Source organism: Gluconacetobacter asukensis, from assembly GCF_014174375.1.
In the GTDB taxonomy this organism is placed as follows: Bacteria; Pseudomonadota; Alphaproteobacteria; order Acetobacterales; family Acetobacteraceae; genus Gluconacetobacter; species Gluconacetobacter asukensis.
The window spans coordinates 13,046-27,967 of record NZ_JABEQE010000030.1 but is presented as its reverse complement, the minus strand read 5'-3'; the positions used below and the strand labels follow the sequence as shown (position 1 = coordinate 27,967).

General features: G+C 63.4%; 15 protein-coding genes. 5 read left to right on the top strand and 10 right to left on the bottom strand.

Going from position 1 to position 14,922, the window contains the following annotated elements; all coding sequences use genetic code 11:
- Window positions 1-210, bottom strand: a 210-nt coding sequence (locus tag HLH35_RS18920; RefSeq protein ID WP_246385235.1) for a TetR/AcrR family transcriptional regulator, incomplete at its 3' end; no start/stop codon positions are given.
- A 196-nt stretch (window positions 211-406) separates the two neighbouring features.
- On the opposite strand from HLH35_RS18920, the gene HLH35_RS18915 reads away from it, so the two are divergent.
- A complete protein-coding gene (locus HLH35_RS18915; RefSeq protein WP_182980617.1) occupies window positions 407-1,894 on the top strand; it encodes an efflux transporter outer membrane subunit in 1,488 nt (495 codons plus the stop codon).
- A 171-nt stretch (window positions 1,895-2,065) separates the two neighbouring features.
- Here the strand turns inward: HLH35_RS18915 and HLH35_RS18910 are convergent, their stop codons facing one another.
- The 6 genes from HLH35_RS18910 to HLH35_RS18885 all read right to left on the bottom strand — a co-directional run bounded on the left by HLH35_RS18910 (window position 2,066) and on the right by HLH35_RS18885 (window position 8,848).
- Window positions 2,066-2,671, bottom strand: coding sequence for a nitroreductase family protein (locus HLH35_RS18910; RefSeq protein ID WP_182980625.1), 606 nt, complete (start codon window positions 2,669-2,671; stop codon window positions 2,066-2,068).
- A gap of 49 nt (window positions 2,672-2,720) precedes the next feature.
- A complete protein-coding gene (locus HLH35_RS18905) occupies window positions 2,721-3,557 on the bottom strand; it encodes a fumarylacetoacetate hydrolase family protein (protein ID WP_182980616.1) in 837 nt (278 codons plus the stop codon).
- A gap of 16 nt (window positions 3,558-3,573) precedes the next feature.
- The gene (locus HLH35_RS18900; RefSeq protein WP_182980615.1) at window positions 3,574-4,299 is read right to left on the bottom strand and encodes a pirin family protein; all 726 of its coding nucleotides are present in this window, start codon (window positions 4,297-4,299) and stop codon (window positions 3,574-3,576) included.
- Window positions 4,296-5,846, bottom strand: a complete 1,551-nt coding sequence (locus HLH35_RS18895) for an efflux transporter outer membrane subunit (RefSeq protein WP_182980614.1) — start codon at window positions 5,844-5,846, stop codon at window positions 4,296-4,298. The genes HLH35_RS18900 and HLH35_RS18895 overlap by 4 nt, the downstream gene beginning before the upstream one ends.
- Before the next feature lie 10 nt (window positions 5,847-5,856).
- Window positions 5,857-6,933 (bottom strand): HlyD family secretion protein, encoded by a 1,077-nt coding sequence (locus tag HLH35_RS18890; RefSeq protein ID WP_182980613.1) that lies wholly within the window; start codon window positions 6,931-6,933, stop codon window positions 5,857-5,859.
- Between the two features lie 253 nt (window positions 6,934-7,186).
- Window positions 7,187-8,848 carry an MFS transporter gene (locus tag HLH35_RS18885; RefSeq protein ID WP_182980612.1) on the bottom strand — a complete coding sequence of 554 codons (1,662 nt, stop codon included), beginning with the start codon at window positions 8,846-8,848 and terminating at the stop codon, window positions 7,187-7,189.
- A 251-nt stretch (window positions 8,849-9,099) separates the two neighbouring features.
- On the opposite strand from HLH35_RS18885, the gene HLH35_RS18880 reads away from it, so the two are divergent.
- Complete coding sequence (locus tag HLH35_RS18880) at window positions 9,100-10,077, top strand: LysR family transcriptional regulator (RefSeq protein WP_246385234.1); 978 nt, start codon at window positions 9,100-9,102, stop codon at window positions 10,075-10,077.
- A gap of 198 nt (window positions 10,078-10,275) precedes the next feature.
- On the opposite strand, the gene HLH35_RS18875 is transcribed toward HLH35_RS18880, so the two are convergent.
- Window positions 10,276-11,166 (bottom strand): LysR family transcriptional regulator, encoded by an 891-nt coding sequence (locus tag HLH35_RS18875; protein ID WP_182980611.1) that lies wholly within the window; start codon window positions 11,164-11,166, stop codon window positions 10,276-10,278.
- A gap of 157 nt (window positions 11,167-11,323) precedes the next feature.
- Here HLH35_RS18875 and HLH35_RS18870 point away from each other — a divergent pair, with 157 nt between their 5' ends.
- A complete protein-coding gene (locus HLH35_RS18870) occupies window positions 11,324-11,644 on the top strand; it encodes a MoaF-related domain-containing protein (RefSeq protein ID WP_182980610.1) in 321 nt (106 codons plus the stop codon).
- A gap of 23 nt (window positions 11,645-11,667) precedes the next feature.
- Complete coding sequence (locus HLH35_RS18865) at window positions 11,668-12,414, top strand: SDR family NAD(P)-dependent oxidoreductase (protein WP_182980609.1); 747 nt, start codon at window positions 11,668-11,670, stop codon at window positions 12,412-12,414.
- 134 nt (window positions 12,415-12,548) lie between these two features.
- Here the strand turns inward: HLH35_RS18865 and HLH35_RS18860 are convergent, their stop codons facing one another.
- Window positions 12,549-13,235, bottom strand: a complete 687-nt coding sequence (locus HLH35_RS18860) for a FadR/GntR family transcriptional regulator (RefSeq protein ID WP_182980608.1) — start codon at window positions 13,233-13,235, stop codon at window positions 12,549-12,551.
- 123 nt (window positions 13,236-13,358) lie between these two features.
- On the opposite strand from HLH35_RS18860, the gene HLH35_RS18855 reads away from it, so the two are divergent.
- Window positions 13,359-13,985, top strand: a complete 627-nt coding sequence (locus HLH35_RS18855; protein ID WP_246385233.1) for a hypothetical protein — start codon at window positions 13,359-13,361, stop codon at window positions 13,983-13,985.
- A 16-nt stretch (window positions 13,986-14,001) separates the two neighbouring features.
- Here the strand turns inward: HLH35_RS18855 and HLH35_RS18850 are convergent, their stop codons facing one another.
- Entirely contained in the window at window positions 14,002-14,919 is a 918-nt protein-coding gene (locus HLH35_RS18850; protein ID WP_182980607.1) for a LysR family transcriptional regulator, read from the bottom strand.
- Between the last annotated feature and the right edge of the window lie 3 nt (window positions 14,920-14,922).

Genomic DNA, 14,922 nt, shown 5'->3' with positions numbered 1-14,922 from the left:
GTCGGAAGCCGGCTTGTCTTCCTCAACGATCGCCTGGATATCCGCCTGCATCTTGCCGTGCTGAAGCGCGCAGATGGCCTCGCCGATCGCCTTCTTCGATTCAAAGAATTTATAGATATAGGCTTTCGACAGACCGATGGCGTCGGCCAGATCGGCCATCGTGGTCTTCTTGTATCCGTAATGCCCGAAATGCTCGATGGCCGCCGTCATGATCTGATCCCGGCGCTCGTGATCGACCGGGCCACGTTGTCCAGTGTGAGGCGCGCGCATCCTGTTTCCCCTGGCTGAATTTGACGTCCTAGATAAGACACAGGCGGTGAATTGACAACGAGTGACTGTTGTGTATATAAGTCACTCGACTACAGCCGGACAACGCATGTCCGAGGCTTATCGAAGGTCGAACGCCATGAATCCCACGCTTCCTGCAACAAGGCGGAACACGGCACCTCCGCGCCACCGGGCAACGACCGGATTGCTGAAGCCGGCCATCGCGCTCTCCGTTGCAATGATGATGTCCGCCTGTGCGGTCGGCCCGGATTACAGGGCGCCGGATGTGCGTCTCCGTCCTTTTCACGGTGCGGCAGCCATCGGCGCCCGGCACGCCACGGCGGCACCGTCGCTCGACGCATGGTGGGAGGGATTTCACGATCCTGAACTGATGCGCATCGAACAGCGTGTACTGACCCAGAACCTGGATCTCGCGGCCGCCATGGCCCGCGTCCGCCAAGCGCGGGGCGCCGCGGAAGCGGCCACCGCACGCCTGTTGCCGACGCTGGATTTCACCCCGCAGGCCTCCGCGAACCGGTTGTCCCAGGAGGGGCTGATCGGCCATGTCGTACGGACCGTCCCCGGTTTCCACCGTGACTATCGCACCTATGACGTCAGCGGCGCGGCAAGCTGGGAAATCGATTTGTTCGGCGGCCTCAGGCGCGGGCAGGAAGCAGCGCGGGACGAGGAAGAGGCCGCGCAGGTGGAACGCGTGGGTGAGCGTATCACCGTGGCGGCCGACGCCGCTGACGCTTATTTCCAGATCCGGGGAGACCAGGCACGGCTCGCTGTCGCGGAAAGGCAGATTACCGTGGACACCCATCTGCTGGATCTGGTCCGCCAGCGACGCGCACAGGGCATTTCGAACGAGCGGGAACTCGCCCAGGCGGAGGCTTTGCTGCAATCCGCGCGCCAGACCGTGCCGTTGATCCGCATCGCCCTCGAAGCCCAGATCAACCGTCTTGACGTGCTGATGGGCGCTCAGCCCGGCACCTATGCCGCCGAGTTGGGAACGCCGTCCGACATTCCAGCCATTCCGGCCATCGGCGGCAGCGACAAGCCCACGGACATGTTGCGTCGCCGGCCGGACATTCTGGCGGCCGAACGCCGCCTGGCGGCATCGAACGCACGGATCGGCGAGGTGCTGGGCGATTACTATCCCAAATTGTCACTCACCGGTATTCTGGGCTTTCAAAGCCTCAGTCCCAACAAACTTTTCACAGCACCCGGTTTCCAGGCGACGGGATCGGGCGCGATCCGCTGGCGGATCTTCGATTTCGGCAAGATCGACGCCGAGGTGCAGCAGGCCCGTGGCGCCAATGCCGAGGCCCTGGCGCGCTACCGGCTGACGGTCCTGCATGCGGCCGAGGATGTAGAAAATGCCTTCACGACCTTGGTACAGACGGAGCAGCGCACAGGCGACCTGCAGACTGAAGTCGCCTCGCTGACCCGCGCGCGCGATCTTTCCCAGCAATCCTTCCAGGCGGGTGTCATTCCTCTGACGGACGTGCTCGACGCCGATCGGCAGCTTCTGGACTCGCAGGACCAACTGGCCCTCAACCGGGCAAACGCGGCACGCGCGGCCGTAAGCTCATTCAGGGCACTGGGCGGAGGCTGGCCCACATGACGGAGTTGATCCGGCAGACGTGGCAGAAGATAGGCTCTTTGCTCTTCTGCATGACTCTCGTCCCACTTGTTCGAGGGCGGCGTCCACCGCATATCAAAGAGGATTCGTGTCGCCCTCAATCGTAATCCAGAGCGTTGCGCCGTCGAGTTCCACGCAGGTAGAATGATTTTTTTAAAATCGGTCATAGGCGATGACGTCAACATCCGGAATCCGTCCCCCGTGCGGAGGCAGTTCGGCCGCTCCCTTCCCAACCGCCACAAACATGACCAGCGCATGGTCCTTGGGCAGGCGGATGATTTCCGCGACTTGTTCGAAATCGAATCCGTCCATCGGGCAGGTGTCATAGCCGTGCGCCGCTGCCGCCATCATCAGGGCATAGGCCGCCATACCAGCGGAACGGAACGCCTCGTCGCGCTGCATGGTCGGGTTGTTTTCATAATACTGGGTTATCATGGAAATGTATTTCTCGCGCATGGCCTCCGGTGCGTCCTTCCAATAACGGCCGGGGTTCTTCGCGTAGGCATGCATGTCCGCGCACAGAACGATCAATGCCGAGCATTCTTCGATCTGCGGCTGGTGCCATGCCACTTCCTTGATCGCGGTACGAACGACAGGGTCGCGCACCACCAGGAACCGCCAGTTCTGGATATTGAATGCGGTAGGCGCTGTCCGCGCCGCATGCAAGATGGCGGCCAGAGTCTCGTCCGGGATCTCATGACTTGCGTCGAAGCGTTTCGTCGCGCGCCGCGCGAGCATCGTATCCAGAATCTCATTCATCTTGCTTTCTCCTTCTGTTCGTCCAGATCCGCTGCGGGCGCGGAGCGCATCAGGCCACGCATTGCCTCTGCCGGCCAAGCCCATCAATGCCGAGTTCCACGACGTCGCCGGACTGGAGATAGACGGGCTCCGGCCGCATCCCCATCCCGACACCCGGAGGGGTTCCGGTGGCGATGACGTCGCCCGGCATCAGCGTCATGTAACGGCTGACATACGCGACGATCTCGGCCACGAAAAAGATCATCGTCCTTGTATTGCCGGCCTGCATCCGGCGACCGTTCACCTCGAGCCAGATATCCAGATCTTGGGGATCGGGCACCTCGTCCCGGGTCACCAGCCACGGGCCGAGTGGCCCGAACGTGTCGCAACCCTTGCCCTTGTCCCACTGGCTGGACTGCATCTGGAAGGCGCGTTCGGACACATCGTTGGCGATGCAGTAACCGGCGACATGACCCAGCGCGTCATCCACCGCAACAGCCTTCGCGCGCGTACCGATGATGACGGCAAGTTCGGCTTCCCAGTCCAGGCATCTCGCGCCAATCGGCGGCACGATCGGATCGTTCGGCCCGGAAAGCGCCGTGATGGCCTTGAGAAAGACGATCGGCTCCTTCGGCACCGGCAGGCCGGCCTCCTCGGCGTGGTCTCGATAATTGAGTCCGATGCAGACATATTTCCCGATCCCCGCGATTGGCACGCCCAGCCGCACCCCGGCATCCACAGGCGGCAAGGTCAACGGGTCGATCGCCGCCAGAGCAGCCAAACGCGCTGGTGCCAGAACCTCCGGCGACAGGTCACCGATTACGCCGGCCAGACTGCGCAGGCCCCCCATCTGATCGATCAGCGCCGGACGTTCCTGTCCCGGTTCGCCGTAACGGCACAGCTTCATACGTGTATCCTTTCGCTCAGTCGGAATCGCAGACGATGAGAGTCGAGGGCTCGAGCGCATGCACGATGATCGTTTCAAAACCGGTAACCGCGATACCGCAACCCGCATCGGCGTCATGCCCAAGGATTTCCACGCGTCCCGCAGCGACGAGAGCATAGACACAGCGATCCGCATAGGTCGGGACGACGGCCTGTCCGCCGGCCGGGAGCGTGAGGCGAATTACGCGGGCGCGAGCCTTCAGCGGCAGCGGGTCACCCGACCGCCCCTGATCCGTTTCCTCCGGATCGTCAGCTGGAAAGCCACTGGCCAGCAGGGCATGCTGATGCCCGAAGCGATCCCCAATGCGGCGCAGGCCGATTTCCGGCGCGCCACCCTCTTCTTCGGGTAGCAGCCAGAGCTGCAGGAGCGATGCCGGCGCACCGCCGGTTTTCCACGTCGCCATGGCCACGCCATCGCCGGCGCTGACGACATGACAATCGCCCGGCTTCAGCAGGCTGTCGCCAAGACCATCCACCAGCGCCACGACCATGCCATCCAGGACGAGGGTCACGATTTCGACCGCGCTTTCATGGTCCAGCCTGAAGGCGGCATCGGCCTCCAGCTCGATCCTGTTGAGCACCCGGAGCCGTCCCCAATGTGAGGGGGCGGGGTAAACGTAGTTTCGAAACGCGAAATGACAGTCGAGCTTGACGCCATCCTGGGCCAGATGACCCAGCTCGGAAAGATGCCGTACCTTGATCATCTCTGTCGCCCTCCCTGCCCGGACCGCTGGGCGGTCGCGACCGGATAGCGCACCTCCCAGCCACCGCCGAGCGCGCGGTAAAGCCGGGCCACCGAGACCGAGACCGCCGTCGTCGACTGCACGAGCTGGTTCTGGCTGGCCAGAAGCGCGTTCTGCAAGGTCAGCACGTTCAGGAAGTCCGACGCCCCCTGCACGTACTGCTGCTGGGCCAGACGTACGGCCGTTTCGTTCTGGGCCACGGTCTCCTTCAGCCGGTCGCGCTGCTGCTGGGCGGCGGAGAAATCGGCCATGGCATCGTCGATCTCCTGCCATGCCTTGAGAATGGTGCGCTGCAGGGTGATCGCTGCCTCCTTCTGCTGCGCCCGACGCAGGCGCAATTGCCCGGTCAGGCGACCGCCCTCGAACAGAGGTAGCGTCATGGTCGGGCCGAACCCGTATTGCCGCGACGCCCAGGACCCGAGCCCGCTGAATTGCAATGCCTGCACGTCGAGGCTGCCGGAGAGTGTCACGCGCGGAAAGAAATCCGCCACGGCCACGCCGATGCTGGCGGTGGCGACATGCAACTGCTCCTCGGCCATCCGAATATCGGGCCGACGCTCCGCCAGTTCCGACGGCAGGCCGACGGGCACCATGTCGGGCACCGGCGGAATCGGTGCCGGCGTGCCGAGCTGCGCCCGGAGCGCGCCCGGCTCGCGCGCGACCAGAAAGCTCAGCGCGTTGATCAGATGCACTTCCTGGCTCTGCAGGATCGGCAGGCGCGACTGGAATTCGCTGAGCTGTCCGCGCGAATCCGCCACGTCCAATTGGGTGGAGGCGCCTTGCGCAAAGCGCAGGCCCGTCAGGGCAACGCTGTGCCGGGCAGTGTCGATATTGCGGCCGACAATGGCGATCTGCGCCTGCACGCCACGCAGATCGAGATAATCCTGCGCGGTCTCAGCCATCAAGGAGACCAGGACATCACGCTGCATGTCCTGCGTCGCCTTGACCGCCGCGCTGGCGGCCTCGACCTGGCGCCGGACATGACCCCAAAGATCGACCTCCCAGGACGCGCTCATGCCGTATTGCGGCAGGTTGAAGGACGGATTGCCGACCGTGCCCGGCACGGCCACGGGGCCGAAGCCCTGCGCGCCGCTGGCGACATCGCCCGCGCCGGCGCGCTCCAGCGTGCCAAGCAGGCCGAGGATACCGTTGGTGCTGGCCCGCTCGCGTGCGTAGGAGGCATTCCCCTCCACATGCGGGAACTGTGCCGCGCTCGCAATCCGCCGCTCGGCGACGCTCTCCGCCAGACGATAGGCGCTCGCGCGCAGATCTAGATTGGCGGATGCGACCTGCTGTTCCAGCGCGGTCAGCACCGGATCGCGGTAGATCGTCCACCATTGCGGGTCGGCGGGGCTTTCCTCGGGGTGGCTTTCGGCATCCGCCAGGCCACGATGCCAGTGCGGCGCACTGACGAGATCAGGCTTGTGATAGTCGGGCCCGACCGTACAGGCGCCGAGCCAGAGCGTACTCGTCAGAGCGAGCATGCGGCGGTTGAGGCGTGTGATCATGATCCGCCCCTCACCGCCACGCATAGCGGGGGTCGCCCGCCTTCGGACCTTCCGGACGCGATGCCGTATCGACCGCCACCTCGACCGACATCCCCACCCGGACCCGCGCGGCAAGTGGCTGCCCCGGATCGAAGGTGATGCGCACCGGCAGGCGCTGGACCACCTTGGTGAAGTTGCCGGTCGCATTATCCGGCTGGATCGGTGCGAACGCGACGCCGGTCGCCGGGGGGATGCTGTCGACATGGGCACGGAGCGGCTGACCTGGGAACGTATCGACCCAGACCGTCGCTTTCTGCCCCGGCACAACGTGCGTGAGCTGCGTCTCCTGGAAATGGGCGACGACAAAGGCATCCTGGACTGGCGTGACCGCCAGCAGCGCGCTGCCAGGATTGACATAGTTGCCGACGCGCACGCCACGCGCGCCGACTACGCCGTCCACCGGGGCCGGGATGGTGCAATAGGATAAATCCAGTTCCGCCCGTTGTTCCTCGCCTTCGGCGCGGGTCAGATTACCCCTGGCGCGCGCGATCTGGGCGGCGAGCACATCCTTTTCCTGGATCGCGGCCTGTACGCTCGCCTCGTCGCGGGCTTTCGCGGCCGTGGCCTCGCGGGTCTGCGCCGCCGTGCGCTGGCGTTGCTCGGTCGTGCCGGCGCCGCCGGCCGCCAGGTTGCGGTAGCGCGCCTCGTCCTGCTGCGCGAAAACGAGCTCGGCGTCGTCCGACTGCACCGCCGCCCGCGCCGCCGCGATCAGCGCGTCCTGCCGGGCCAACTCCGCCTGCAGATTGGCGATGTCGGCGCGCGCGGCGGCGAGATTGCCCCGCGCCACCGTAAGGGCCGCGCGGTAGTCGTCATCCTCGATATGGGCCAGCACCTCGCCCTTGCGGACCTGCTCGTTGTCCTGCGCCATCACGGCGTCGATGCGACCGCCGACCTTGGGAGCGACGACCGAGGAATAGGCCGACACATAGGCGTCGTTGGTCTCGACCCGCACGCCGTCTCCAAGCACAAGGCGGTCGCCGCCCCATGCCGCCGCCCCCAGCACCACTACGCCAGCCGCCAGCAGCAGCGCCTTCGTTGTTCCGTTCATGAATATTCCCCCTGGCGGCCCCGGCGGCCGCGTCGTCTGTCACGGAATGCGCGGGACCGTCAGGTCAGCTTCAGGTAGCGCGTCACGACAAGAGCGACGAAGTAACCCTCGATCCGGTCGCGCAGCGTCCATCTCGGTGCTATCGCGTTGCCCATTTGATCCGATGATGGGATGTCTGGATGCCGCAGTCGGCGCGCATCCCGATACGAACTGGTCTTCATATTAATCTCACATGACATACTGTCCGCCGCCGTCAGCGCGCGGGAGCGGTGGTGGAGGGCGCGCGGGGCGGATAGACCCGTTGCGGCAGAACCAGATTGAGGGCGAACAGGGCCGCGCAGACGCCGATCATGATCGTGTAGATGTCCGCACAGGCCAGGACGAGCGCCTGCTCCGACGCCTCGCCGTGCAGCAGGACCGTCATGTTCCAGTCCAGCCGGGCCGGATCGGCGATGTGCGGCGCCAGCAGCGCCTGCGCCGGGTCGCCCCAGGACTGCAACGCGGTATGGTTGGTGCCATAGGTGTCGAGCAGCATGGTGGAATGGAATTGCTCGCGCCGGCGCAGCAAGGCCGAGATGACACCCGCCGCGATGGCGTTGGCCAGTCCCTTGGTCATGTTGAACATGCCGGAGATGAACGGCCCGTCGGCCGGGCCCAGCCCCATCGTCGCCAGCATCAGGATCGCAATGACCATCATCGGCTCGCTGGCCACCTGCAGGAGCTGCATGGCGTAAAAATTCTCGCGCACCCAGTCGGCATCGATCCAGGTGCCCAGGAAATAGGACAGGCCCTGGATCGCCAGCCCGGCCATCAGCACATGACGACAGTCCACGCGGCGGATATTGCACAGGGCGGAGACCAGCGGCAGCGCCAGCACTTGCGGCACCGCGAGGATCAGCATGACCGGCGCGATCTGGATCGGGCGATAGCCGCGCACCTCCTCCAGATAGACCGTCGGGATTTCCGCCGTGACCGCGCCCAGCATCAGAACCGCCGCCAGCGTCAGCAGCGCATCCGTCACGTTGCGCTGCTTGAGCAACTGGATGCGGAAGAACGGCACCGGGTGGAACCATTCATTGACGACGAACAGCACGAACAGGAACCCGCCGCCAAAGAACAGGTGGGTGATCAGCGGCGAGCGGAACCAGTCCAGCCGGTCCCCCTGCTCCAACGCGATTACCAGCATGCAGATCGCGGGCAACCCGGTCAGCAGGCCGCGCCAGTCGAACTGACGGAAGCGCTCCAGCCGGATCGGGTCCTGCGGTAGGCCCCATGCCACGCACACCATGGAAACGAGGCACAGCGGCACGATCTGCCAGAACAGGAACGGCCAGCCGACATATTCGAACCAGAATCCCGCCAGCGGCGCGCCGCCGAGGTTCGGCCCGAAGGTCGCGGTCAGGGCATAGGCGCCCAGACCGTAGACCTTGATCTTGGGCGGCAGGAAGCGCAGCGCCACCGTCATCAGCATCGGCGGCAGGCTGCCGCAGGCCAGTCCCTGCACGCAGCGCAGCAACAGAAGGGACGACAGGTTCGGCATGAGGGGTGCCACCATGCCCAGCACGCCGACCAGCCCTGTCATCGCGATCGTCAGGCGACGGATGGAGAACGTCACCGAGCACCAGGGCGCGAACGCCATCGCGGCAATGTTGAACGCCTCGAACAGGGCGGTGATCCAGGTCCCCTCGTCGTGCCCCAGATGGAACGCGCCCCGGATATCGGCGAGCCCCGCCTCGGTCGTGTGCTCGTTGAATCCCGCCAGCAGGACCGCCAGCAGCACGCCCGCCAGCCCCGTCGCCAGGCGCGGACCGAACACCGGCGCCTTCGGCGGCGCCGGAGGTGGTTCCGGTTGCAAGGGCACGGGCGCGGGCAGCACTTCGGGGTGCGGACGCGTCAGCGCATCAGCATGGTCCATAGGACACCTCGCAACAGCATCGTTTGATCTCGTGGCGGCAGTCTTGGATAAACATCCGATGTTTGGGAACACTCAATTATGAAATCGTCAGGAAGCAGATATGGAACGGTCGGATGTCAGATTCCGGTTGCGACGCAACGACGTCTCTGCCAGCGTTGGCCTAGGCGGAAGCTGACCGTGGCAAATTCATCCTATGATTGGGTTTTTATCAGCCACTTCAGAGCGTGACCCGCATGACAAAGGAAGACCGGATGGCACACGTGGCGCGTGGCTACGATCTCAATCTTCTGCAGGCCATGAACGTTCTGGTCGAGGAATCGAGCGTCACGGGCGCGGCCGAGAAGCTGCAGGTGAGTGCCGCGACAATGAGCCGCACCCTGTCCCGCCTGCGCGAGACGTTTCACGATGCCATTCTGGTGCAGTCGGGCCGGCACATGGTGCCGACGCCGCGCGCCCTGCAGATGCAGCCGCGTGTCAGCCAGATCCTGTCGGCGATCAGTGACCTGTATCGTCCTCGGCATGCCCTGGATTTCACCGGCCTGACACCGACCTTCCGTATCCGGGCCGCCGACGTGGTGATCGGCCCATACGCCGAGGCTCTGCTGCGCGCCCTGCGCGCCGACTGTCCGGACACCACACTGATTTTCACGGCGGAATCGAACAGCGACGACAGCGATTTCCTGCGGCAGGGCGGGATCGATCTCTATATTGGCGCCACGGCATTCCTGCGCCCCGAAATCATGCGCCAGACCCTGTTCGAGAGCCGCTTTCGCGGGGTCGTACGGGCCGGTCATCCCATTCTGCTGGGTGACATCACGCCCCAGACGCTGGTAGCCTACGATCACATCGCCGTCTCGCGCCGGGGACGGCGACGGGGACCGATCGACGAGGTCCTTGCCGATCAGTATGGGCTCGAGCGCACTGTCGCGCTGCTGCTAACCTCCTTCTATGCCGCGCTTCAAGGGCTGTCACAGACCGATCTGATCCTCCCGGCACCGGACATCCTGACCGACGCGGCGATGCTCGACCGGCTGGGTCTTTATGGTTTTCCGCTGCCGCTCGATCTGGAGCCGGTGACGATCTTCCAGGCCTGGCATCCGCGACACGACACCGACCAGGTCCATCAATGGCTACGACAGAAGGTCGTCCAAATCATGGGTTCGAAGCGGTCGCTGCTGTTCGAGGGACCGTCGGCGTCCGGCGACGCCAGGCTTTCAATCCAGGCGTGAAGTCGGGTCGGTCCTTTGTATTCGGGACGTAAGACGACACGCTACTGGTGTCCGAGGCGCTTACAACCGCGTCAGCCTTGGCCGGGAAAACGGAATGTCCGCTAATCGGTTCCGAAAGCGATAAGAGGACGTCATGATAGCGGAAGAACTTGTCAGGTTGCGCTATCAGGTTCACGGCGCACGTAATGAGTGAAGCCGCTACTGCTTCAATGAAAGCCGTGAGGTCAGGAGATCAATAAAGGCGCGCAGCTTAGGCGCGAGCTGTTTGCTGGTCGGCCATAAAATCGTCATGGCACGGGGCATGGAAGTCTCCGTGACCAGAAGTCGTTCCAGCTTATTATCGGCGAGGGCCGACCCCACCTCAAAATCGGGCAAGCAAGCAACGCCTTGTCCTTGAAGAGCAAAATACGTGAGCGTCTCGATCGAGTTACAACTGACGGTCGATAGCTGCCCGCTGCCCAAGATACTCTCCCACCCCGGGACCGGCCATGATTCGATCTTTCCAGTCGTGGGAAATCGGTAGAGCAAGCACGTATGGCGCAGTAGCTCTGTCGCGCTCTTTGGTCGTCCCATCTTTTGTAAATAACCGGGTGATGCGACGAGGTTGCGATGAAAGACACCGAGCCGGCGGCTGAGCAATCGCGTGTCATCCGTTTCGCCAATGCGGACTGCCGCATCGAAGCCTTCATCGATCAGATCCACTTTCCGATCCGAAAAGTCGATGTCGAGTTCAACGTCGGGGTAACGCTGGATGAATTCCGAGAGCGCAGGCAACAGTAGCGTGCCGATCGCCGGAAGGCTCACGCGTAACTTTCCTTTTGGCGCGGCCCGTATGTCGCTCAGCTCCTGCTCGGCAGCATCCAGTTCTCCCAGAATGCGATGACAGCGTTGAAGGAAGAGCGCCCCTTCCGCCGTCAGTTTCATGCTCCGGGTGTTGCGGTGGAACAGGCGTGCACCCAATCGTGCTTCAAGACGGGCAACAGTTTTTCCGATTGCTGACGCGGAAACACCAAGCAGACGGCCAGCCTCCACGAAACTCAGGGTCTCCGCTGCAGAGACGAACGCCGAAATGCCAGAGAGATTGTCCATTTTCTGATCTTAAATCGGACGATTGCGGACGTAAACGTCCGATCTGATCGGAACCCGAGCCTGTTTTTCGGCTCTGGGACAATGCCTATCCTGTCGCATGTGGCGGCGTCGCGTGATGCGCCTCAATAACATTCACCAGCAGCTTCCCAGGAATGGCATGAACCAGACCGACTTATTTCCCTACTCCGGACGCTCGTTCGTCGTGAATTACGGCGAAGGCCTCGTCTTTCGGAACACTTATGCCGACGACGGCACAACCGTTACCGCCGAATTCCTTGAGGGCCCGCAAACAGGCGCCAAAATGACGGTGCCTTTCCAATGGACGGCTCTGGAGGGAGGATCGTATCTGCTCTCCTGGCAGGAAGAAGACAAATCCACCGTTGTCCATTGCGACAATTTCGAAGCGAAGACCACCCGTTCCTTCTACACGATGATGGACGGCAGCTTCTACGTCATGTCCGGCACGATTTCAGATTAAGAAACAACGCAAGGAAGAACACCATGGCTCAACTTCATGGCAAGAAAGCCTTGGTCACGGGCGCGTCCCGTGGCATGGGCCGCGCGACGGCGCTCGCTCTCGCATCTGCCGGCGCCGAGGTGCTGGTCCACTACAGTTCAAGCGGGCAGGCGGCACATGCCGTAGTCGCGGAGATCATAGGCAACGGTGGGAAGGCCCATGCCATTCCGGCTGACCTGCGCGATATTCAAGGGACTTTCGACTTATCCGAACGCGCTCGTGATATTTTTTCCGGCAAACTCGATATTCTCGTCGCCAATGCCGGAATTGCGCGTCCGGCCCGTCTCGAAGAGACGACTATTGAAGACTTCGACGACATGTTTTCCGTGAACGTCAAAGCACCGTTCTTTCTGGTACAGCAGTTATCGCCCATTATGAGCGCGGGAAGCAGCATCATTCTCACCTCGTCACTGGCGACCCGCACGACCGTTGGCGAACTGTCAGCCTATGCCGCCTCGAAGGGTGCGATCTCGACATTGGTGACCCATTTCGCAGCGGAGCTGGGCTTGCGTGGCATCCGCGTGAACGCGGTCGCGCCCGGCGTCGTCGCCACTGATATGTCGCGTTTCGTCGAAACGAACGAAGGTCGGGAATTCACGCTGGGTATCCAGGCGATCAAGCGTGTGGCGACGCCGGAGGACATTGCCGGGGTGATCGTGTTCCTTGCGGGTGATGATGCCCGTTGGGTCACGGGGGACGTCATCCGGGCCGATGGCGGTTCCAAACTGTGACGGTGACGGCGCGTCAGGCGCGCCGGGATGCATCGGCGCTGTTTTCGTCGCGACCGCTTAGGAAGGTGCGCCAGTTAGGCGCAAAATGGCTGTAATGAGGCGAGAGCGGCCGGCTTCACAACGGCATCATCAGCTCAAGATAGCGTCTTGATCAGAGGGCGCAGCACAGCCTTGGCCGCTCGTGCCGCCCATGCGCTATCCTGGGCCTCGATGGCCTGAAACAGGCGTTCATGCAGCACCAATCCGGGTTCGGCAACATCGTGCTCGATCATCGCGGAACGCGCCGCCTGCCTCGCGACGGTCAGAAAGTAGCGATAAAGCTCCGTCAGCGCGCCGTTCCGTCCGGCTTCGGCGATGGCCAGATGGAATGCCGCGTCGCGCTCCAGAAACTCGTCGACGTCACGTCCTTCAGTCCAGTCGCCGCGCGCCTTGAGCGCCTTCTCCATCGCACGGAGGTCACGCGCCGACCGGCGTTCAGCGGCGCGTCGCGCGGCCTCGACCTCAAGCACAGCGCGCAATTCGAAATGATCGCGCAGACTCGACCGACTGATTGCCTGCATGATGCTGGCAGGATCCTCGACCGTCCGGACATAGGTTCCGTCACCCTGGCGCACCTCGAGAACCCCTCCGTGCGAAAGAACGCGGACGGCCTCTCGCACGGTATTACGGCCGATCTGAAACATCTCGGCAAGTTCCGCTTCCCGCGGAATCCGCTGACCCACCGGCCACGCACCCGTGGCAATCTGGTCACGCATGGCTTCGAGCGCCGACGCAACGAGGGACGGCCTGGGCAGGCGAACGAGAGAAGCCGTGCGGGTCATATGCAAACGCTCATTCAGGTGCTATTCATCCGATGAAAGGATGTTCTTGAACACGATTTCATCCGCAGGCCAAGCCTGTATCCAAATGGCAGCGTCACGGGCCGCGAACCAGACCAGCCTTGCATGGTGGCCCTGCCGGATAGCTATGCCCTGATCGCCAAGCGCCTCAAGGTGGCTGAACTGCACATGACACACATCCATCCTCATCGTGGCGGCGACGTCGCTATCCGGTCCCTTATGCCCCATGCGGATTTTCGAGAAAGGCACCGGATTCTGATCCACGCGCCACCCAGCGTCATCATGGCCGAGGTGGAGAAATTCCGGATCAGGGACGATCCTGTGGCCCGGCGTGCTCTCTGGCTCCGGGAACTTCCCGGACGCCTACTGCACAAGGCACGACGCAAGACATTCGATCTGGACGACTTCACGTGCCTGGAGAAACCGGATCCTCTTACGCTGGCCTATGGGCTGGTCGGCGCGTTCTGGGAAGCCGATTACGGGCTTGCTGCGTGCGATTCTCCGGCCGCTTTCACGAACAACCGGGACCGCGGCGTCTGCAAGCTTCTCCTGACGTTCACGGTCACGCCCGTTTCGGACGAGACGTCCTATCTGACCACCGAGACTCTGGTCTCATGCCCCTCACCCGAAGCAAGGCGGCGTTTCGCGCCATACTGGTACCTGATCCGGCCGGTCAGCGGCCTGCTGCGCAGGCGTTTGCTGCGCATCATCCGCACCCGAGCCACCGCATGAGCGCCCAAACCCGCCGTCACCGCCCAATGCCGGGTATTTTCGCGATTTCATGCCCGAGAAAGTCGGCGCAGAGTCGCACCCGCGTCAGGCTCGCCCGCTCCGGTGCGATCAACATGCTCAAAGGCGCTGCGGGAAGCCTGTAGTTCGGCAGCACGAGATCCAGCCGGCCGTCCCGCAGGCAGTCCTCCACCAGCCACCGATGCGCCGGTCCAAAACCGCGCCCTGCCAGGAAAGCCTCCCGCGCCGCGAGTCCATGGTCGACATTCAGGCGACCATGGAACGGAACGATGTGATGTTTGCCCTTCGGGGCCTGGAGGACCAGTCGGTCGGAACCGTGAACCCGGGAGAGGCGCACGCCTTCGAGATCACGCAGATCTTCCGGCCGCTTCAGTGGGCCGTTGCGGCGCAGCCAGTCCGGCGAAGCCACCAGTACACGCTGGCTTTCACCCAGCGCCCGCAGCTTCATCGAACTGTCGGTCAGCGGGCCGAGGCGGATGGCGATGTCGACGCCCTCGCGCACCAGATCGACACGCTCATCGGTCAGGCTGAATTCCACCCGTATCCCGGGATTCTGGTCCTGGAAGGCAAAGATCAGCCGGCTGACATGCAGGACGCCGAGCGCCGCGGTGCAGGAGATGCGCACCATGCCCGCCGTCGCCTGGCGTGTCTGGCGCATCTCCTGGCTGGCCTGTTCGACCAGGCACAGGATCTGCAGGCATTGCGCGTAATAGCGCGTGCCCTCTTCGGTCAATGCCGTGCGGCGGGTCGTGCGGGTGAGCAGCGAGACACCCAGCGCCTCTTCAAGCTCGCGCAGATGGCGGGTGATCGTGGACTGGCCCGAGCCGGTCTCACGCGCGACCGCCGCGAGATTGCCGCGTTCGGCAATACGAACGAATGTCCGCATCCGGTCGAGCGAGACATGTGATTGTTCCATTTT